This is a genomic window from Pseudothermotoga lettingae TMO, assembly GCF_000017865.1.
GTDB classification, from domain to species: domain Bacteria; phylum Thermotogota; class Thermotogae; order Thermotogales; family DSM-5069; genus Pseudothermotoga_B; species Pseudothermotoga_B elfii.
On the sequence record NC_009828.1, the window covers coordinates 1,386,793 to 1,406,865 of the forward strand.

The 20,073-nt window shown below is 38.6% G+C and carries 17 protein-coding genes; 13 read left to right on the forward strand and 4 right to left on the reverse strand.

Going from position 1 to position 20,073, the window contains the following annotated elements; all coding sequences use genetic code 11:
* The first annotated feature begins 10 nt into the window (after nt 1–10).
* The 7 genes from TLET_RS06790 to TLET_RS06820 all read left to right on the forward strand — a co-directional run bounded on the left by TLET_RS06790 (nt 11) and on the right by TLET_RS06820 (nt 8,230).
* Nucleotides 11–1,042: an ABC transporter permease gene (locus TLET_RS06790; RefSeq protein WP_012003361.1), complete on the forward strand. Its 1,032-nt coding sequence runs from the start codon at nt 11–13 to the stop codon at nt 1,040–1,042.
* 2 nt (nt 1,043–1,044) lie between these two features.
* Nucleotides 1,045–1,878, forward strand: a complete 834-nt coding sequence (locus TLET_RS06795) for a transketolase (RefSeq protein WP_012003362.1) — start codon at nt 1,045–1,047, stop codon at nt 1,876–1,878.
* Nucleotides 1,868–2,836, forward strand: a complete 969-nt coding sequence (locus TLET_RS06800) for a transketolase family protein (protein ID WP_012003363.1) — start codon at nt 1,868–1,870, stop codon at nt 2,834–2,836. Before TLET_RS06795 ends, TLET_RS06800 begins: the two co-directional genes overlap by 11 nt.
* Nucleotides 2,811–4,271 carry an FGGY-family carbohydrate kinase gene (locus tag TLET_RS06805; RefSeq protein ID WP_012003364.1) on the forward strand — a complete coding sequence of 487 codons (1,461 nt, stop codon included), beginning with the start codon at nt 2,811–2,813 and terminating at the stop codon, nt 4,269–4,271. The genes TLET_RS06800 and TLET_RS06805 overlap by 26 nt, the downstream gene beginning before the upstream one ends.
* A 14-nt stretch (nt 4,272–4,285) precedes the next feature.
* The gene (locus TLET_RS06810) at nt 4,286–5,686 is read left to right on the forward strand and encodes an L-fucose/L-arabinose isomerase family protein (protein WP_012003365.1); all 1,401 of its coding nucleotides are present in this window, start codon (nt 4,286–4,288) and stop codon (nt 5,684–5,686) included.
* Between the two features lie 142 nt (nt 5,687–5,828).
* Nucleotides 5,829–6,194, forward strand: a complete 366-nt coding sequence (locus TLET_RS06815) for an ArsR/SmtB family transcription factor (protein ID WP_028843932.1) — start codon at nt 5,829–5,831, stop codon at nt 6,192–6,194.
* Nucleotides 6,191–8,230 carry a heavy metal translocating P-type ATPase gene (locus TLET_RS06820; RefSeq protein ID WP_012003367.1) on the forward strand — a complete coding sequence of 680 codons (2,040 nt, stop codon included), beginning with the start codon at nt 6,191–6,193 and terminating at the stop codon, nt 8,228–8,230. The genes TLET_RS06815 and TLET_RS06820 overlap by 4 nt, the downstream gene beginning before the upstream one ends.
* 31 nt (nt 8,231–8,261) lie before the next feature.
* Here TLET_RS06820 and bgaS read toward each other — a convergent pair whose 3' ends face one another.
* From bgaS to TLET_RS10805, 4 genes are read right to left on the reverse strand one after another with little or no spacing between them, the layout of a single operon-like run.
* Nucleotides 8,262–9,734 carry a beta-galactosidase BgaS gene (bgaS, locus tag TLET_RS06825; protein ID WP_012003368.1) on the reverse strand — a complete coding sequence of 491 codons (1,473 nt, stop codon included), beginning with the start codon at nt 9,732–9,734 and terminating at the stop codon, nt 8,262–8,264.
* A 13-nt stretch (nt 9,735–9,747) separates the two neighbouring features.
* Complete coding sequence (locus tag TLET_RS06830) at nt 9,748–11,004, reverse strand: MFS transporter (RefSeq protein ID WP_038051840.1); 1,257 nt, start codon at nt 11,002–11,004, stop codon at nt 9,748–9,750.
* A 45-nt stretch (nt 11,005–11,049) separates the two neighbouring features.
* Nucleotides 11,050–11,862, reverse strand: coding sequence for a DMT family transporter (locus TLET_RS06835; RefSeq protein ID WP_228369055.1), 813 nt, complete (start codon nt 11,860–11,862; stop codon nt 11,050–11,052).
* Nucleotides 11,863–11,877: 15 nt separating this feature from the next.
* Entirely contained in the window at nt 11,878–13,857 is a 1,980-nt protein-coding gene (locus TLET_RS10805) for an HD domain-containing phosphohydrolase (RefSeq protein WP_012003371.1), read from the reverse strand.
* Between the two features lie 105 nt (nt 13,858–13,962).
* Between TLET_RS10805 and TLET_RS06845 the strand changes: the two genes are divergently transcribed.
* The 6 genes from TLET_RS06845 to TLET_RS06870 are packed head-to-tail and all read left to right on the forward strand — an operon-like array spanning nt 13,963 to nt 20,050.
* Nucleotides 13,963–14,991, forward strand: coding sequence for an ABC transporter substrate-binding protein (locus tag TLET_RS06845; protein WP_012003372.1), 1,029 nt, complete (start codon nt 13,963–13,965; stop codon nt 14,989–14,991).
* Entirely contained in the window at nt 14,967–15,809 is an 843-nt protein-coding gene (locus TLET_RS06850; RefSeq protein ID WP_012003373.1) for an ABC transporter permease, read from the forward strand. The genes TLET_RS06845 and TLET_RS06850 overlap by 25 nt, the downstream gene beginning before the upstream one ends.
* The gene (locus TLET_RS06855) at nt 15,806–16,585 is read left to right on the forward strand and encodes an ABC transporter permease (RefSeq protein WP_012003374.1); all 780 of its coding nucleotides are present in this window, start codon (nt 15,806–15,808) and stop codon (nt 16,583–16,585) included. The genes TLET_RS06850 and TLET_RS06855 overlap by 4 nt, the downstream gene beginning before the upstream one ends.
* 9 nt (nt 16,586–16,594) lie before the next feature.
* On the forward strand, nt 16,595–17,665 hold the full coding sequence (locus TLET_RS06860; protein WP_012003375.1) for an ABC transporter ATP-binding protein: 1,071 nt from the start codon (nt 16,595–16,597) through the stop codon (nt 17,663–17,665).
* Nucleotides 17,662–18,411: a nucleoside phosphorylase gene (locus TLET_RS06865; RefSeq protein ID WP_012003376.1), complete on the forward strand. Its 750-nt coding sequence runs from the start codon at nt 17,662–17,664 to the stop codon at nt 18,409–18,411. Before TLET_RS06860 ends, TLET_RS06865 begins: the two co-directional genes overlap by 4 nt.
* On the forward strand, nt 18,392–20,050 hold the full coding sequence (locus tag TLET_RS06870; protein ID WP_012003377.1) for an adenine deaminase C-terminal domain-containing protein: 1,659 nt from the start codon (nt 18,392–18,394) through the stop codon (nt 20,048–20,050). The genes TLET_RS06865 and TLET_RS06870 overlap by 20 nt, the downstream gene beginning before the upstream one ends.
* Nucleotides 20,051–20,073: the final 23 nt, after the last annotated feature.

Below are 20,073 nucleotides of genomic sequence, written 5' to 3' on the forward strand. Positions count from 1 at the left end.
GAACTACCAGATGACCAAGAATTCCGAACATGAAATAAATAACCAGATTGCTGAGATGACAAGTAGAACGAAACATCGCCTTGGACTAAATTATATAGCAAGATATCAATCAGTTATTATACTTTTTGGTTTATTTATTCTATTTAGCTTTCTTAGCAATAGATTCCTGACTGTTGGAAATTTGTGGACTATTCTGAGACAAACTTCTGTAAATCTCTGCATTGCAGTCGGCATGACTTATGTGATACTTGCCGGTGGAATAGATTTGTCTGTTGGTTCAACTCTTGGTTTTGCTGGGGCTGTGACTGCTAGGCTGCTCAAATACGGTTTTACAATGTCTACTTTCGGAGTTGTACTCCAGTTTGGCGTTGTTGGCGCTTCAGTTATAGGAATACTCGCAGGATTGATAGTAGGATTCTTGAATGGCTTTATTATAACTTTCTTCAATGTTCCTGCTTTTGTGGCAACTTTGGGAACTATGACAGCTGTGAGAGGATTTGTCATGCTTTGGACGAAGGGATATCCCATAACAAAACTTGGCAACACTTTTAATATGATAGGATCTGGCTGGTTTTTAGGAATTCCAACACCTGTATGGATTGCAGCATTAATTACCTTTATTGGTTCCATATTTCTAAGAGCGTCCCGATTTGGCAGATATGTTTATGCGGTTGGTGGAAATGAAAAAGCTGCCATTCTTTCTGGTGTCAATTCAAAAGCGACAAAACTTGTTACTTATATGATCTCAGGAACTCTTGCCGCTCTCGCAGGGTTGATAATCACTTCAAGGCTTGATTCAGCTCAACCAAACGCAGGGTTACAATATGAGCTTGATGCTATTGCAGCAACAGTCATCGGAGGGGCTTCCCTTTCTGGAGGTAAAGGTACTATCGAAGGTACTCTAATTGGCGCATTGATAATCGGTGTTCTCAACAATGGTCTTGTTTTGACCGGTGTCTCACCTTTCTGGCAACAGGTCGCCAAGGGGTTTATAATAATTGCCGCTGTTGTTGCTGAAAGAATTGGAAAAAGAGGGGATTGATTATGTCAAAACTACAAATCAAAGCTATGGAAATAAGAAAGAAACTACTCTCAATGATTTATCAGGCAAAAACAGGACATACAGGTGGTTCTCTATCATGTGTCGACATACTGGTGAGCCTCTATTATGGTGTAATGAGAATAAATCCTAAAGATCCCAGATGGGCAGATAGAGACAGATTCATAATGAGCAAAGGCCACAGCGTAGAAGCTTATTACGCAATTCTCGCGGATCTTGGCTTTTTTGGTGAAGCAGAACTTGAGACCTATTGTAAATATGGATCAAGATTAACTGGCCATCCAACAACAAAAGTACCAGGAGTAGAAGTTAATACAGGTGCACTTGGTCACGGTTTAGCTGTTGGAGTGGGCATAGCACTTGCAGAAAAAATGAGTAGAAAAGATTATAAAGTTTATGTTTTGATGGGAGACGGAGAACTCGATGAAGGTTCCGTCTGGGAGGCCGCGCAAACTGCTTCACATTACTCACTATGTAATCTCATAGGCATTGTAGACAGAAACAAGCTTCAAATAAGTGGCCCTACGGAGGAAATCATGAAACTTGAAAATCTCGAGGCAAAATGGAGCACTTTTGGATGGAAAGTTCTTCATGTGGACGGGCATAATATAGAACAATTGATATCAGTTTTCAAGAGCTTGCCAATCTCGCGCAACATGCCTCATCTTGTAATCGCTCATACAACAAAAGGTAAGGGAATATCGTTCGCAGAAAACAAAAAAGAATGGCATCACCATGTTCCAAATGATGACGAATTCAACAAAGCTATTGCGGAACTGGATCAAAAAATGCAGGAGTTGAAAAATTATGCAAAATAAAATGGCAGTCAGAGCAGGAATTTCACAAAAACTTCTTAAGATGGCTGAACAAGATCCAAATATAGTTATAGTAACTTCAGACGCAAGAGGTTCTGCTTCAGTTGAGAAGTTTTTTGAGTTTTTTCCAGATAGGTCCATTGAAGTTGGAATAGCAGAACAAACTGCTGTTGGTGTGGCAGCCGGTTTGAGTCTTTGCGGAAAAAAAGTCTTTGTCTTTGGTCCTGCTTGTTTTTATTCAGCAAGAAGCCTCGAACAAGTGAAGAACGATGTTGCTTACAGTGGTGCCAATGTAAAAATTATAGCAGTGAGCGGTGGTGTGAGTTATGGACCCCTCGGAAGCACTCATCATGCGCTACACGATATAGCAGTTTATAGAGCTATACCAAATATCGCTGTTATACTTCCGTCCGACGCAAATCAGGGTGCAGCGGTTGTTGAAGAGTTGCTAAGAATTGACAAACCTGCCTATGTTCGTGTTGGAAGAAATCCTGTACCGTTTGTCTATGATAGAGAGGAAAATTCTTTTCATTTTGGGAAAGCCAATATTTTGAGAGAAGGCAAAGATTTAGCAATCTTTGCGACCGGAGAAGTTGTCTGGCATGCACTTGAAGCGAGTAAGATTTTGGAATCAATAGGGATTAAATCAACTGTTGTAGATATCCCATGCATTAAACCACTTGATGAAGATTTAATTATTCAGATAGCCCGTTTGACTCAAAAAGTTTTAACTGTAGAGGAACACAGTGTTTACGGGGGACTCGGTGAAGCTATTTGCAGTGTGCTATGCAGAAACTATCCAGTTCCCACAGAAATTATTGCAATAGCTGACGAATATCCGATAACAGGAAAACAACTCGAGGTTTATTTCCATTATAATCTTGACTTCAAAGGCATAGTTGAAAAAGCACAAAAGTTTATGAGGAGGATAAAATTTGGAAAAATACATACTCGCGATTGATCAAAGCACAACAGGAACAAAAGCTATTCTTTTTGATCACAAACTGAACCTTGTCAAAAGAGCTACTGAACACCACACTCAATACTATCCACGACCCGGATGGATTGAACACGATCCAAAGGAAATCTTGAAAAAAACATTTCTGGCATGCAAAAATCTTTTGAAAGACATAAATCCTCAAAATATCGCAGCCGTGAGTGTTGCCAATCAACGCGAAACAACTGTAATGTGGAACAAAGATGGAGAACCCATATACAATGCGATAGTATGGCAGTGTCAGCGCGGGAAAAACATATGTGAAAAATTAAAAGAAAAAGGTTATGAAAAAACCATAAAGCAGAAAACAGGGTTATTAATAGACCCATATTTTTCTGCAAGCAAAGTTGCGTGGATTCTGGAGAACGTGGAGAAACTCAAGTACAGAATTCAAAGCGAAAATATATTCTTTGGAACAATCGATTCATGGCTAATTTACAACCTCTGTGAGAATCACCCCCATCTAACAGATTATTCTAATGCCAGTAGGACCATGTTGTTCAATATCCATTCACTAGAATGGGACAAAGAAATACTTGATCTTTTCAAAATACCTATCAAAATTATGCCGGGATTGCTTCCTTCCGATGAGATCTTCGGTTATACCGATTTGAACGGTATTCTGCCAAAGAAGATTCCAATTATTGGTGTCATGGGAGATTCAAGTGCCGCTCTATATGGTCAGATGGGTCACAATTATGGAGATTCCAAAGCCACTTATGGCACAGGAACGTCTATAATGATCAATCTTCAAAACAAAAAACCTATTTTGAATAGCGGGGTTCTCTCGATTGGTTGGGTAGTTAATGGCAAAACAACTTACGTTGCAGAAGGAAATATTCACAGTTCTGGGGATACTCTGAAATGGATTACCGAGCAACTTGAACTTGCAAAAATGGATGAAATAGAAGAGCTCGCAATAAGTGTTGATAGCAACAATGGGGTTTATTTCGTACCAGCTTTCAATGGGCTGGGTGCTCCATACTGGAAAAACAAAGCCCGCGCCATCATCTGTGGAATAAGCAGAGGAACAACAAAGGCACATTTAGTCAGAGCAGCTGTTGAATCAATTGCCTTTCAGGTGAACGATCTGTTTTCATCCTTAGTGGAAGAAACAAAACTTCAGCCTTCGAATCTCAAAGTTGATGGAGGGGCAACCAAAAATAGATTTTTAATGCAGTTTCAGGCCGATATACTGAATCTGCCGGTTTATGTAAACAACGTAGAAGAATGCTCTGCCCGTGGTGTTGCGCTAATTGCAGCAAATAAGATTGGGCTCGTACAGTTCGATGAAATTCCGATAAATTACACAAAATACTTACCAAATATGCCATCTGACATAAGAGATAAGTACTTAAAAGAATGGCACATTGCTGTAAGGCGAACTATATCATGCTGAAAGAGGTGATGAAAATGAAAAAACTTTGCTTTGGTGTAATAGTAGGCAACAGGGATTTTTTCCCGGATGTTCTTGTCGACATGGGAAGAAAGGAAATCTTAAAAACTCTTGAGAACCTTGGTTATGAAACAGTCTGTCTCGGTCCATCTGAAACAAAATTTGGTGCGGTTGAAACATTCTCAGATGCTAAAAAATGTGCCAATTTGTTTAAAGAAAACTCCCATAAAATCGACGGCTTGATCGTGACTTTACCCAATTTCGGAGATGAGAAGGCTATTACTCAAGCAATAAAAATGAGTGAATTGAAAGTACCTGTGCTGATACATGCCTTTGCTGATGATCCTGAAAAACTTGATCTGCTGAATCGACGTGATAGTTTCTGTGGAAAAATATCTGTTTGCAACAATTTGAAACAGTCCGGGATAAGATTTTCGCTGACAACTCATCACACAGAACAAATACAATCAGAATCTTTTAAAAATGACCTTGAATGGTTTGCAGGTGTCTGCCGTGTTGTGAAAGCTTTGAAAAAAGTTAGAATAGGCGCTATTGGTGCAAGACCAGGTGCTTTCAACACCGTGAGATTTTCTGAAAAGCTTCTTGAACAAATGAATATAAGTGTTGAAACAATTGATCTCTCAGAAGTCATATTTAAAGTGGACGAAATTTCTGATGATAATGACAGAGTGATTGAAAAAATCAAGACAATGAAAAATATCTACCACACTCAAATTGTTCCAGATAGCGCTTTGGTCAGTATAGCAAAGCTTTCGGTGATTATAGAAGAGTGGATTTCAGAAAACGATCTGGATGCCACAGCAATTCAATGTTGGACTATTCTCGAGAAGAAACTCCATATCACACCGTGCGCAGTAATGAGTATGATGAGCGAAAAATTAAAACCCAGTGCCTGTGAGGTCGATGTAATGGGTGCACTTTCAATGTATATTTTGCAGAGCGCGTCAGGTAAACCTTCAGCTTTAGTTGACTGGAATAACAATTATTTAGAAAATGAGGTTATGCTCTTCCACTGCGGAAATTTTCCGCCATCTCTGTATGAATCTGTAGAAATACGTTATGCAGATGTCATAGGAACTACTGTTGGAAACCAAAACGCATACGGAGCCTGTGCTGGAAAGATAAAAAGTGGTCCTTTTACATTTCTCAGATTATCAACTGAAGACATAAATGGTTCTGTAAAAGGTTATGTTGGTGAGGGTGAAATATTATCACAAAATCCAAAAACTTTTGGCTCAAGAGGTATTGCAAAGATATCTAATTTAGACGGGCTCATGAACTATATATGCCTTGAAGGATTCGAACACCACGTGGCAATTAACTTGTCCCGAATAGCAAAATCAATCAAAGAAGCTCTTGAAAGATACATGGACATAAAGATCTATTTGCACAAATAGATACAATTCTAAAAAAGACAGAAACTGGATATCTTTTTCCTTTTTATTACAGTTTAGTTCAAACAAAATTTTCTGTAGACAGCAGAGGGTTGTTTGTATTAAAATAACAGTTGAACAGTTGTTCAACTATCGGAGTGATGATATGAGGAAAAACAAAAATACATGTTCTATAGAGAAAATTCACAACAAAACCGTTAAGAGTGTTTTAGAAAAACTGGAAGATGAAGAAACAGTCTATAACATGGCTACGCTCTTCTCCACCTTCTCAGATTCAACTCGTCTGAAAATTCTACTGTGCCTTTCAAGGGCAAAATTATGCAGTTGTGACATTTCAGCAGCGGTGAATATATCCAAATCAGCAACTTCTCATCAAATGAGAATTTTGAAGATGACAAAACTCGTAAAAGCAGAAAGAAAGGGTAAGCAAATATTCTATTCGCTTTCCGATGAGCATGTCAGTATACTTCTTCAAGCTGCACTTGAACATGTAAAGGAGGGAAAAAAGTGAAAAAGCGCTATGAAATAAAAAATCTTCACTGCCCTGATTGTGCAGCAAAAATTGAAAACGCACTAAAAAATTCGGAGGGAGTTAAGAAAGCAACCCTGAATTTTTCTCTTGGAACTCTTGATATTGAATGTGAGGAATTTGTTGATGTGAAAAAAATAATAAAATCTGTTGAGGAAAACGTGGAAATATCCGATGAAAAGAATCACAACAAGCACAAACAACTTACATTTATAATACTTTCTTCAGCCCTACTTGTGCTCTCTCTAATAACCGGAATATGGTATTTTGCAATTGTTTCTTATTTGATAAGTGGTGCAGATGTCATAAAAAAATCTATTTCAAATATTAGAAAAAGGTCGTTCCTTGATGAAAACTTTCTGATGAGTGTGGCAACAATAGGCGCTATTTTGCTGAAAGAATTTCCTGAAGCCGCCGCGGTTATGGTTTTTTATAAAACAGGTGAGTATTTCCAGGACCTGGCAGTAGATAAATCGAGAAAATCTATAAAATCTCTGATTGAATCTACACCGAAACACGCCTGGTTGGTAAGTGGCTCACAGCTACTTGAAACAGATCCTCAAAAACTTGAGCCCGGGCAAATTGTTCTGGTAAAACCCGGGGAAAAAGTGCCTGCCGATGGAATAGTTGTTGAGGGAGATGCTTACATAGATAGTTCACCAATTACAGGTGAATTTATTCCAAGACATGTTGCTATTTCGGATAGCGTTCTTGCAGGAACTATAGTGAGGGAAAGTTCTTTGAAAATTAAAGTTACAAAGAAATACTCTGATTCATCTATGGCAAATATATTGAAATTAGTTGAAAGTGCTTCAGAAAGAAAAGCAAAGACAGAAAGATTCATTACAACTTTTGCGCGATATTACACGCCTGCGGTAGTAATAACAGCTGCGCTGATATCTTTCCTGATCCCTGTAATACTGAATGAATCTTTCAACCAATGGATTTACCGTGGATTAATACTCCTTGTAATATCGTGCCCATGCGCTCTTGTACTTGCAATCCCATTAACATATTTTGCCGGTATTGGAAAATCTTCAAAACGAGGAATTTTGATAAAGGGAGCAAGTTATCTTGATACTCTGGCCAATATCAAAAACATTGTGTTTGATAAAACAGGAACTCTGACGCATGGTAGCTTTGAAATAACGAATATTAACAGTGTAAACGGTTTTTCGAAAGATGATCTGTTGATGTACTCTGCTCATGCTGAGGCTAATTCAAATCACCCCATAGCTCGGTCTATACTGAAACATTTCAAAAAGATAGATCATTCTCTTATAAAAAATTTTCATGAGCTGAATGGATTTGGCGTAACCTGCTCGATAAATGGGAAACTCGTCCATGTAGGAAACGACAAACTTCTTCACAGAGAAAATATTCCCCATCCAGAAACTGTTTGCAAACTTGACGAGAAATCAACTGTCCATGTTTCAGTAAATAGACTGTATGCAGGGAACATTTTGCTTGCGGACAAACTAAAAGAAAGTTCCAGAAAAACAGTTGATTTACTCAAAAGCAAAGGATTATCAGTTTACATGTTAACAGGGGACAATGAAAGCGCCGCAAGAGAGATTGCAGAAAGACTTTCAAACATAGATTATTACTCTGAATTGCTCCCCGAAAACAAAATAGATATTCTTGAGAAAAAGATATTAAAAAGCGGAAAAACAGCGTTTGTTGGAGATGGTATAAATGATACTCCAGCACTTGCTCGAGCAGATGTTGGAATAGCAATGAACGGTTTTGGCAACGATGCTGTTGTTGAGATAGCAGATGTGGTTATCATGGGAGCTGAGCCAATTAAGATTGTGGAATCTATAAATATAGCCAGAATGACCAAGAAAATAGTACTTGAAAATATCTTTTTTGCGATCACAATAAAACTGCTATTTATGTTTTTTGCTATAACAGGTAAAGCAACCATGTGGCAGGGAGTTTTTGCAGATACCGGCGTGGCACTTTTATGCGTGCTTAACTCGCTAAGAGTACTTTTCTCGAGAAAAACAGAAATTTGATTAATGTGCGGCCCCAATGGGGCCGCATCGCTCATCCCAATCTCCATATATCGTATGGCGAGTTCAAATAGTGCAGAAAAATTTTCGATGTATGAGATTTAGCAATTTCCCTGAAAATATACATTGATGGTCTTGGAATGAATTTCTTAGTATTGTAATCGGTTTCAGCAAGTCCAAATCGCATATGATAACCTCGCGCCCACTCATAGTTATCCACTATCGACCAGTGAAGATATCCAGCAACATCCACTCCTTCTTCAATTGCCTTTTCTGTTGCATAAAGATGTCCCACCAGATAATAAGGCCTGAGACAATCTCTGAAATCTGCTATACCATTTTCACTCACAATTATCGGTAATTTATAGTGTTCATACATCTGCTTGAGAACCTTGAGCAAACCTTCTGGATATATTTCCCATCCAAAATCACTCACTGGTTTCATGTCTCTTGAATAACCGCCAGCTTGGCAGTTGTATCCAAACCCTTCAACTATCGTCCAGTCAAGAGAAACCGGGCCAAAATTTATGGATTCTGTTCTTTTTATTACAGTTCTGGTGTAATAATTCACACCAAGAAAATCAAGCTTATTTTTCATATCTTCTCTTTGCTGAAAGAAAATTTTTCCAGAATGAATCATATCCAGAAAAGAATAATTCATTAATTGTGTGGCATTTTCTTCAATTTCTCTATCATTGTCGATAGATTCATACACAGACGCCGAATAGATTATTCCAACGGGTTTTTTACTGATTGCTTTAATGGCGTCGTAAGCCCTCGCATGAGCTTCTGCCTGGTTCAAAAGGCTGTTCATGTACATTTGTGGATCAAAATAGGATGGTGGAAAACCAAATCTACTCATTATATATCCCATCTGGCTTACAACATTCGGCTCATTCATTGTACTGTACATATCTACCAGATCATCGAATTTCCAGGCTATATAAGCAGCAAACTTGGCAAATTCGATCACCGTTTTTTTGTTAACCCAGCCTGTTCTTTCCGTTGATTTCCCCCTATGCACTGCCACAGGGTCATGTATCCATAGTGGAAGCGTGAAATGAGATAAATTGAGGATTACTTTCAAGCCACGATCTTTCATGTCTTTCAAAATAGATCTGTAATGGTCCACGGCATTTTTATCCGCCAGTTCGTCAAGTTCTTTAAGTGCCTCATGAGTTACCCCAATTTCAGTTATCTGTTCATCACCTTTTACCTGGACAGATATGCTGAATGTCTCTTTTGGGAAAATTCTCGACCATTCTATGTTTATTCGAAGTGCGTTCATACCAAAATCAACTGCAAGCTGATGTAGATTTGCGTAGTTGCGCCAGTAACCAACGCCATACTCTGGTAAATGTCCACTCACTGCTCCTGTGATAATATTTTCAGGTTCTCTAACCCAGACAAACCAGTCAGTGTTAAGGTCAACATCTTCTTTCTCGCATCCCATTTCAACCTGAAAGCCAGCCATTGAAGCCCCAAAAAGAAATTTCTCTGGAAACATAAGATCTCCCCCTTTACAGTTTTGATTTTCCAAGTGCGATCATTTTATTTTCAAGAGATTGAACATCTTTTGAAAAATAGATGGACAGGATCATCAAAAAAACTGTGCAACCGAACCAAAAATACGCTGAGATTTTCATAGCGATGCCAAGAGAACCAAAAACTATTGACAAAGCTCCTCCAATCCACCTACCCACTCCTGTACCAAGTGAATCTGTAAGATTAAAAATTGAAAAAATTCTTCCTCTATCCTGAGGCTCGTTTACATTGATCAGCATGAATTTCACATTCGGTCCAGTAATACTATCTGTCATGGCCGCAAACAATCCAAGAGTCCCAAGTACAAATAAACCACCTGGCCCCGTTGCGTGATAATCAATTGTAATAATTGTTAGCAATACTCCTGCTGCAGTACTGATGCCGCAAAAAACAGGTAGTATGGATCTGGACCGTTTATATAACTTTGTGCCTATCCACCCACCGACAACCGTCCCAAGAATATTTCCTAAACCGAAAACGAGAAAGACGATCGTTGCAATCTCGACAGATAAACCTCTTTCTCTTCTGAAATACTCAACTAAGAAATACGGGATTGCTCCCCATGGCACAGTACCGAGAATTCCTTGAAGAAATAAAAAGAGGTTTGTCTTTATAGTGACCAACTTTGCATAATCTCGAAATTTTGGAATTTTCGGATAAGTGTAACCAGCCCTCACGAGTTCACCAATACCCTTCTCAAATGCACCACGCTTCGGTTCTTTTAGAACAAAAAAAGCGGCTATGGTGAGAAAAACATTTGGTAGAGAAACAATGACAAATGGAATCCTCCATCCAAAACTTGGACCAACAAAGCCCCCAATAACCATACCGAGAATATTTCCAATTGATATAGCCGACGTCAAGAAAGCAACTATTTTTCCTCTGCTCACTTCATCAAACATATCTGCGACGAGTGAATAAACGATAGGAAAACTTGCACCAACCCCTATGCCGGTTAGCGCTCTCCAGAGAAAAAGCTGGGAAAAAGAACCAGAAAAAGCCGTCATCAAGCACGGTATTTCTCCAACAAGTACAGAGTAAAGCAATAAGTTCTTCCTGTTAAATTTGTCTGCCAGATATCCCCACACCAAACTTATAAGAGCTCCTATTACTGTGAATATAGCCCCAACCAGTCCTATCTGAGCGTCACTAACACCAAATTCTTCTTCAATCATCCCTATAGTTGGAGACATTACCATTTGATCTGCGTTCAACAGAATAAGCAAAACCATCAAGAAAAAAACTACCCAGAAAGACTTCAAATTAACACCTCCCCCTTATTTTATAAACAGAGCAACAATTATAATCGCAGTTCCAACAAATTTGAATATTCCCACAGGCTCAGACAGAATTAAAAAAGCAAAGAAGCTCGCCACAGCTGGCTTCAGATAGAATACCAAACTGGCTCTGCTTGGTCCAAGCTTTTCCACAGCTTTGAAAAAGGTAACATAAGCAAGCCCGGTAACAAAAATGGCCGAATAAAGCAATATTATCCAGCCATTAAGTGCCACTTCCGGGATATCGAGCTTACCTGCGAGCAATAAAATCGCCCCATAGACTATCCCGGCAAACAATGTGGAAAATGCTGTAGCGTTCATTGATCCGTACTTCAAGGTAAAATCTTTCATCAAAACCGTATAAAGAGCAAAAGTAATAGCCGCACCGACACCGCAAATTAAACCAAAAGTACTATCTCCTTCAACTTTGCCATAGGATAAAACAAATATACCTATCAAACCAACAACAACACCAACAAATTTTTTAAAATTGAGTTTTTCCTTTCCCAAGGCAAATGCAAAAATACTTACAAACAGAGGATTAGTCGCCACCAAAGTAGCTGCAGTCGATGCATTAGAAAACTTAATCGACAATTGCAGCAGAGACATCGAAACAACACCATTCAGGCAACCTATCAGTGCAAGCACCCCGGCATCTTTAAGTGAGATCTTCTTCTTTGCAAAAATTACGAGAAAAATACCTCCGACAAGAAATCTGAAGAATGTCAAAAAAAATGGATCTACCTGCTGCATTAGGGGTTTTGTGAGCACTTCCATAGAAGACCACATTAAAAGCGAGAACAGCAGATACACATATACCAAGCCAATTCACTCCTTTGAATTTTTATCAATCTCCTGCTCCATAATCTTCAAAAACACATTAACAACAACTGGATCAAACTGGGTTCCAGAGTTCATCTTTATCTCTTTGATAGCATCCTCTTTAGATAAACGTGGCCTGTAAGGCCTGTCACTTGTCATGGCGTCAAATGCGTCAACAACAGATATTATTTTTGATTCAACAGGTATCTGCTCACCTCTTAAGCCATCTGGATAACCACTGCCATCGTATCTCTCGTGGTGGTGACGTACTATTTTTGCTATATCGCTTAAACCGGCTTTTTCAAGTAACTCCGCGGCAACTACGGGATGTTTTTTCACAAGCTCATATTCGTGGGGAGATAACTTTGACGGCTTACGCAGAATTTCCCTTGGTATTGCCAATTTTCCGATATCATGAATCAAACTTGCCCAATAAACTTTTGCTATTCTCTCACCCTCAAGATTCAGATATTCGGCTATCTTTACAGCGTATTTTTGTGCCCGAGAAGAATGTTCCGCTGTATACGGTTCGTGATAGCTCAAAGCCGAAAGAAGAACATCTATTACCCTCTGATGCATTCTTTGCTGCTCATTTTCGTAATTTCTTATTGTGATGAAAGCTTTCAGGGCACTTGCAGCTGCTTCTACAAGCTTGAGAAATTCCTCAGAAAGTTTCCGCTCAGAATGATTGAAAAGCAACAGAAGTAACTTTTCATTAGCTGTCAAGCAAAGAGTTTCTGAAACTTTTCCCAATTCGGGAAATTCAAATTCTTTCGGAATCCCATCAAATCTACCATCATTTGCGCTGAAAAAATCTACATTCAAAATGTGTTTTGTTCCAGTGGATGTTTGTAAATAGCATGTATTTTCGCTAACAACCGCCGTTGAGCAATCTGGTAAAATGGAATTCAAAATTTCCAGTATATCTTGATAAAATTGCTCATTCTCGGTATCTGTAACGAGCCGATTAAACAAATTCATAGATCGTGCAAAACGCCGGATAGAGATTTCAAGATCTTCTAAGGTTTTTTCAAGTTCCTCATTTATAGCTCTGATTTCCTGATCCTGTGCCCGTATTTCCTCGTTGGCAGATGTGAGCTCTTCATTTTTTTTATCCAGATCACTCACAATTTTCTCAAGTTGCTGAGTACGCCTTTGAACAATTTTTCTCAGAGAAATTATCCAGAGTGCAAGTAAAGCCACCCCGAAAATTGATAGAATCAAAATTGTGCTTAACCATCGAGGTATTACTTTTTCTTCAACGTAGGTTCCGAGATACCGTGCAATTAGAGTATTATATCGAGATGAATCAGATTTCAATGAAGACAGATAATTGTCAATCTGCTCGGTAAGAACGTGATTTTGTTGAGCCCCTTTTGGAAAAGCAAAACGCAACTCGACAGGGGAAAAAACAACTCCGCTTATTTTTAGAGAATATCGCTTAGCATTTTTTGCAGCGAATATTCTGCTCACAATCGCAATGTCTGCTAAACCATCTTTTACAGCTTTCAGAGCTTCTTCGTAATCCTCGACAACGAAAAATCTCAACTGAAAATTAAAGTCACCAGCCTGTCTCTCTAAATAATCTGCATAGACATCTTTTTCAACTACTGCAATAATTTTATTATCCAAATCTAAAAAACTATCAATTTGCTTTTTTGAGCAGGCAACACCCCAGTTCAATATAACAGACTCTCTGTTGTAATCGATAATTTTTGCTCTTTCCTCAGTAAACGCCACAGCAGTCATAAGGTCTATTTTTCCTGCTTGTAAATTATCCAAGAGTTGTGAAAATTCTCCATAAACATATTCAACTTGCCAGTTATTTGCATTTGCAATTTCCTGAATTATCTCAGAATACAAACCAGAAACTTTTCCATCCATGAAATCAATTAATGGTGGATTATGATAAACGCCTATTTTTAAGCTTACAGAAAAGATCGTACACGTACAAAATATAAGTAAAACGATTACTCGAAATTTCATCCGATGCACCTCAACAACAAAGTTTAACACAATTACAATCAGGCACAGTTGTTAAGTTAGAATCTATATTGTATAATTTTAAAAACCAGTGTGGGAGGGATGTTCATGAAAAAGCTTTTTTTGATGGTATTCATCTTAACTGTGATTTGCAGCAATATCTTTTCAGCGGGAAAACTTAATGTTTCAACATGGGGTTTCAACCTCGATTTACTTGACAAAAACATTTCAAAACCGTTTTTCGAGAAATACGGTGTAGAAATAGTGCGCGAAATTGGCAACAACTCAGTTAGATTAACGAAACTGATCTCCCAGAAAAATAACCCAGTAATAGATGTGGTTCATTTTGTTGATTACTACGCCGCTCTTGCCTTAAAAAATGGTCTCCTTCAGCCAATCGACATTAGCAAATTAAGCAACTACAACGACCTGTATGAATTTGCCAAAGATCCGTTAGGAAACCATTATGGTATTGGCTATACTGTTTACAGCCTTGGAATCGTCTATAGAACTGACAAAATAAAAAGACCTGTTACTTCTTGGAAAGATTTCTGGTCAGAAGATGTTGCAGACCACATAAGCCTTCCAAACATTACAACGACACAGGGTCCGGCACTCATGATGCATTTCAATAAAATCTTTGGACAGGATGCATACGATCCCGAACTCAACGCCGCTTTTGAAAAAGTTGTACAGCTATCAAAAAATGTTGTTACTTTTTACAATACGTCGTCAGAGCTGATCAATCTGTTCAAAATGGGCGAAGTCTGGATGGCACCTGTTACGAGATTCTCATGGGGCCAATTTCTTGAAACAGGTTTACCGTTAGCATGGGTTATACCAGAAGAAGGCATGCTTGGATTTCTCAATGTCGTCTGCATAATAAATGGTGCAAAGAACATGGAAAGTTCTTATAAATATATAGATTTCATTATAAGCCAAGAAGTTCAACAGGCTGAAGCTATGGATTTAGTGGACTCCCCTGTAAATGTGAAAGTATCTGTACCACCAGAAATAGCAGAAAAATTAACCTATGGAAAAGAACACATAAATTCACTTGTATTTTATGATGCGAATTTTATCGTTGAGAATTACGATAGATGGATTGATAAATGGAACAGGATGATAGCTCAGTAATGAGAAAGTATTTTCTCATCCTGCCAGCCATACTTTTTCTGATAATTTTTTTCGTTTTACCATTAACATTTGTAATAACACAGAGCATTTATCAGCCTGATAAAGGATGGAGTGTTGACAGCTATTCAAAGTTTTTCACACAAAAAGTATCTCGAAATGCTTATACAAGGAGCCTTACTATAGGATTGCTCGTGACTGCTGTCTCACTCCTTACTGGCTATCCAGCAGCCATGGCGATATCAAACATTAAAAATGATTCACTCAAAGGCTTGCTAATGACATTAATTGTATTTCCCCTCATGACAAATTCTGTTGCCAGAACCTTTTCATGGCTCGCTGTACTTGGAAGAGAAGGCCTGGTGAATAATCTATTGGCAGCACTTGGAATACTTGACAATCCTGTGAGGCTCTTGTACACACCCGGTGCAGTTTTTTTCGGTCTGTTACAACTTTTCCTTCCGCTGATGATAATATCTCTTGTAAGCGCACTTGAAAACCTTCCAAAAGAAGTACCCCTTGCAGCAAAAAGCCTTGGCGCAAACGGCTATAATTTGTTTTTTAGAATCTATCTTCCTCTAACTTCTGAAGGAATTGTTAGTGGATGTACATTGGTATTCACAGGTTGTATAACAGCTTATGTCACCCCTGCTGTACTTGGTGGAAGTCGCGTTTTGATGTTAAGCACTCTTTTATACCAAAAGGCATCAGTTACACTTGACTGGAATATGGCAACAGTTATAGCAGTGATTATGTTTCTAACCACCCTCTTAATAAATTACATTTCTCGAAAACTCAGCAATCTGGGAGTGAGCAAATGAAGATTAACAGATGGATTCTTCTTGCTCTAATCGTCGTTTTAGTCATCTTGCTTGGGCCGTTTCTGGTAATTTTTCTGGCATCTTTCGAACCAACTTCATCGCTCAGATTTCCTCCAACAGGCTTTACTCTGTCCTGGTTCAAAAAAGTGATTAATATGCCTATGTTTCAGAAAAGCTTTCTCCTCAGTTTGAGGTTGGCTCTACTATCTTCAGCCGTTTCGTTACTACTTGGTGTGCCAGTTGCTTATGTGACAGCAAGATATGACTTCAGGGCAAAACGTTTTCTGGAATTCATTACAACCCTGCCTGTCATAATACCCGGCTTAGTAGCCGGGCTTGCATTACTCAGATTTTTTGTGCTGTTAAATGTTTTTTCAATTGAAACAACCCTTTTGATAGGGCATACTGCAATAGTTTTACCGTATGTAGTAAGATCAACTTTGTCAAGTCTTGTAAATCTTCCTGGATCTATAGAAGAGGCAGCAAGAAGCCTTGGGGCCAACCATCTCAAAACCTTCTTTCTTATCGTCTTACCCAACATAAGAACAGGTATTATTTCAGCTTTCATAATGACTTTCATAACATCTTTTAACAATGTTCCTGTATCACTTTTCCTAACAGGACCGGGTGTTAATACACTGCCTGTCGTTATGATGACTTATATGGAATATTACTATAATCCAAGCATAGCCGCACTTTCAACCATTCTCATAGGTGCAACACTGTTAATTGTTCTTCTCGCACAAAAACTTTTTGGGATATCAAAAATGATGTGAGGGATGAAAATGGCATTCTTACAGTTGCAGAACATCTCAGTCGCATATCAGAAAAACCTTATGATTTTGGAAGACCTCAACCTTCAGATTGAGAAAGGCACATTTCTATCATTACTCGGACCGTCTGGATGTGGAAAGACAACTACTTTAAGGACTATAGCCGGTTTCCTGACACCAATAAAAGGGAAGATCCTTCTTAGAGGAAATGATTACACACAGATTCCCCCACACAGAAGAAACATGGGAGTGGTTTTTCAAAATTATGCTTTATTTCCACATATGAATGTTTTTCAAAACGTTGCATTTGGATTGAAAATGCGAAAATTGAACAAAAATGAGATAGATCAAAAAGTCAGAAAAGCAATAGCTCTGGTTGGTCTTTCGGGGTTTGAAGAAAGATCGGTTACACAGCTTTCCGGAGGGCAACAACAGAGAGTTGCAATAGCGAGAGCCGTGGTTATAGAGCCGGATGTACTCCTGATGGACGAACCTCTTTCAAACCTGGATGCAAATCTCAGATTAGAAATGAGAAATGAAATAAAGCAACTGCAAGAGAAACTGGGTATCACCACCGTATATGTTACACATGACCAATCAGAGGCGGTAGCTTTGTCAGATCAAATAGTAGTGATGAAAAACGGAAAAATCGAACAAATAGGAAACCCGGAAAATGTTTTCGCCAATCCTGAAACAGCATTTGTTGCGAAATTCATGGGTTTTCAGGAATTGATAAAAGGTGTTGTAAAACAAATAATCGAAAATTTCGCATTTATAATCACTGAAAACAGAATCATCAGAGCTCGTATGATCACACCTTTGAAATTAGGAGAAAAAGTTGTTCTGTTTTCCAGACCCAAAAAAATAAAACTGGTGAAAGATGATGGCGAAAACAGGTTTAGTGCAACTGTGATATCTAAAATTTTTCAGGGTGATAGTGTTGCAATTATTTTGAAAATAGGTGAAAAAAGATTTGTAGTCGAAATTGAGCCATCACAGGCTGAGCAATTTTTTGAAAACCAAAATGTCTTCTTGCATATACTCTCAGAAGATTTAATTGCATTGAAGGAGGAAGATGAATGAGTCTGCAAAAACACATAAGATGTAAACCGGGCGATGTGGGGGAGTATGTTCTTATACCCGGGGACGAATCGCGGGCTGCTAAAATAGCCGAAAGATTAGAAGATGTTAGAAAAATATCTGAAAATCGTGCCTATCATGTCTACACTGGTAAATTAAGAGGAGTAAAAGTAAGCGTCTGCTCAACAGGCATAGGTGGTCCATCTGCCTCCATAGCTATTGAGGAATTGATAAAAATTGGGGCAAAAACTCTCATAAGAGTTGGCTCTGCAGGCTCAAGACAGTCTTACATGCCCATAGGTTCTCTGGTAATTGCTACTGCCGCTTACAGAGGAGAAGGAACATCTCATGCTTACGCACCTTCAGCTTTCCCTGCTGTAGCTGATTTGCAGGTCACTTCTTCTCTCATTAAAGCAGCGGAGTCGTTGGGTTATAAATATTACAGTGGTATTGTTTACACGAGAGACGCCTATTATGTGCAGGATGAAGGCTTAAACAAATTTTTAACCGATAGCGGGATCGTTGCTGCAGAGCAAGAATGCTCAATAGCTTTTATTCTTGGTACAATCAAACATGTTCGGGTAGGTGCAATTCTGGCAACCGATTCTAATATATGGTTGAATCCCCAGCCGCCACTTGAGGAAAAAGAAAAACTTTTCTCTAAAGCAGAAAAAAAGGCAATAGATGTTGCATTAAAAGCAATAGATATACTGATTGAGGAGGATAAACTTGCAAAGAAAAATCTTTAAAAATGCCCTGATAGTTGATGTTATAAGACAGGTAATTTTTAAAGGATGGTTCTCTGTTAACCAGGGTAGATTTGAATTTGTTGAAGAAGGGGAAGTAACAACAAATGAACCTTGCCAGCTAATTGATTTGAAAGAAAAGTATGTTGTACCCGGCTTCATAGATGCTCATATGCATGTTGAAAGCAGTTTGGTAACATGCAGTAGTTTTGCAAAGGCTGCTCTCAAACATGGAACAGCAGCTGTTCTCCACGATCCCCATGAGATAGCCAATGTTTTTGGTGCTGACGGTGTGAAATTTATGATTCAGGATGGAAATAATCAACCATTGCGGTTTTACTGCGCCATTCCAAGTTGTGTCCCTGTGACAAGAAAAAAACTCGAAACAGCAAATTCGTCAATTGATCCTGTTGATGTAGAAGAACTGTCAAAATTAGATCGGGTAATTGCCTTGGGAGAAGTTATGGATTATCTTGGCGTTATCGAGGAAAACGAAAAACTGATGAAAATCATAGAAGTTGCCAGAAAAAATAAATTGTTAATAGAAGGACACAGCCCAACTTTGAGGGGGGAAAAACTATCAAAATATATAGCCGCAGGCATCGGCTCTGATCACACTCTGACGAATCCAGATAAAATCAACGAACAACTCTCGAAAGGTATGCATGTTATGATACAGGAAAAATCCCTGAGTGAAGAAAACATCAAATCGATCATGAATTTTCCAGATAGATCACGTATTCTACTGGTCACAGATGACGTTATTCCAACAAGACTTGTGAAAGGGCATCTCAACAAAATTGTCTCCCTCGCGATCAAAAACGGCTGGAAACCGTTAGATGCAATAGCATCTGCAACAATAAGACCAGCCACATATATGAAAATAAGCGATATGGGCTCCATATCTCCCGGGAAAATCGCAACATTTTTTACAACAAAAGATATTACAGAGCTTTCAGTGGAAAATTTTTATTGCGAAGGAACCGAGCTCTCCGAGCTCGTTTTCAAACCAGCCCAATTTTCGAATTTACCAGAAACTATAAAGATTAAAAACATTACCACAGATGCTTTTAAACTGACAAATGTAAAAGACGGGAAAAGAAAGTTAAATGTAGTAACTATGAATCAATTCAACACTCTGACCGGCTTGATTAACGAAACAGTTTCTGTTAGAGATGGTATAGCTGATGGTGATTATGTCAATGTGTGTGTTTTCAGAAGGAGAGAGGAATCTCTAAAAGGTCACGTCGGATTGCTGAAAGGTTTTGGGTTAACCAAAGGAGCCATTGTTTCCAGTTTTGCGCATGATTCTCACAACATAGTAGCTGTGGGAAAATCAATTGACCACTTGAAAAAAGCCACAGAAGAATTACTTGATATGAAAGGTGGCATGGTGTTTTTTGATGGAGAAAACCTGTTAAAACTTCCACTCGAAATCGGCGGGGTCATAACCTCAAATGAAGTTGAAAAAGTGGCTGGCAAACTTGATGACATTGAAAAATCCCTCAGAAAAAACGGTGTTAAGCACAAGAATCCCATTCTTTTTCTGACAATCCTTGCTCTGACAGTCAGCCCAGAATTTAAATTTTCAGACCTTGGAATAGTTGATACAGAAAATTCCCTGCTAATGGGCAATCAATGATATACTCTTCCTGATATCTGGAG

What these genes read in the sequence shown, in the direction of transcription:
- TLET_RS06790 (WP_012003361.1), top strand. Translation starts at nt 11, where the DNA reads ATGACCAAGAATTCCGAACATGAAATAAATAACCAGATTGCTGAGATG.
- TLET_RS06795 (WP_012003362.1), top strand. Translation starts at nt 1,045, where the DNA reads ATGTCAAAACTACAAATCAAAGCTATGGAAATAAGAAAGAAACTACTC.
- TLET_RS06800 (WP_012003363.1), top strand. Translation starts at nt 1,868, where the DNA reads ATGCAAAATAAAATGGCAGTCAGAGCAGGAATTTCACAAAAACTTCTT.
- TLET_RS06810 (WP_012003365.1), top strand. Translation starts at nt 4,286, where the DNA reads ATGAAAAAACTTTGCTTTGGTGTAATAGTAGGCAACAGGGATTTTTTC.
- TLET_RS06815 (WP_028843932.1), top strand. Translation starts at nt 5,829, where the DNA reads ATGAGGAAAAACAAAAATACATGTTCTATAGAGAAAATTCACAACAAA.
- bgaS (WP_012003368.1), bottom strand. Translation starts at nt 9,734, where the DNA reads ATGTTTCCAGAGAAATTTCTTTTTGGGGCTTCAATGGCTGGCTTTCAG.
- TLET_RS06830 (WP_038051840.1), bottom strand. Translation starts at nt 11,004, where the DNA reads ATGGTTTTGCTTATTCTGTTGAACGCAGATCAAATGGTAATGTCTCCA.
- TLET_RS10805 (WP_012003371.1), bottom strand. Translation starts at nt 13,857, where the DNA reads ATGAAATTTCGAGTAATCGTTTTACTTATATTTTGTACGTGTACGATC.
- TLET_RS06845 (WP_012003372.1), top strand. Translation starts at nt 13,963, where the DNA reads ATGAAAAAGCTTTTTTTGATGGTATTCATCTTAACTGTGATTTGCAGC.
- TLET_RS06850 (WP_012003373.1), top strand. Translation starts at nt 14,967, where the DNA reads ATGGAACAGGATGATAGCTCAGTAATGAGAAAGTATTTTCTCATCCTG.
- TLET_RS06855 (WP_012003374.1), top strand. Translation starts at nt 15,806, where the DNA reads ATGAAGATTAACAGATGGATTCTTCTTGCTCTAATCGTCGTTTTAGTC.
- TLET_RS06860 (WP_012003375.1), top strand. Translation starts at nt 16,595, where the DNA reads ATGGCATTCTTACAGTTGCAGAACATCTCAGTCGCATATCAGAAAAAC.
- TLET_RS06865 (WP_012003376.1), top strand. Translation starts at nt 17,662, where the DNA reads ATGAGTCTGCAAAAACACATAAGATGTAAACCGGGCGATGTGGGGGAG.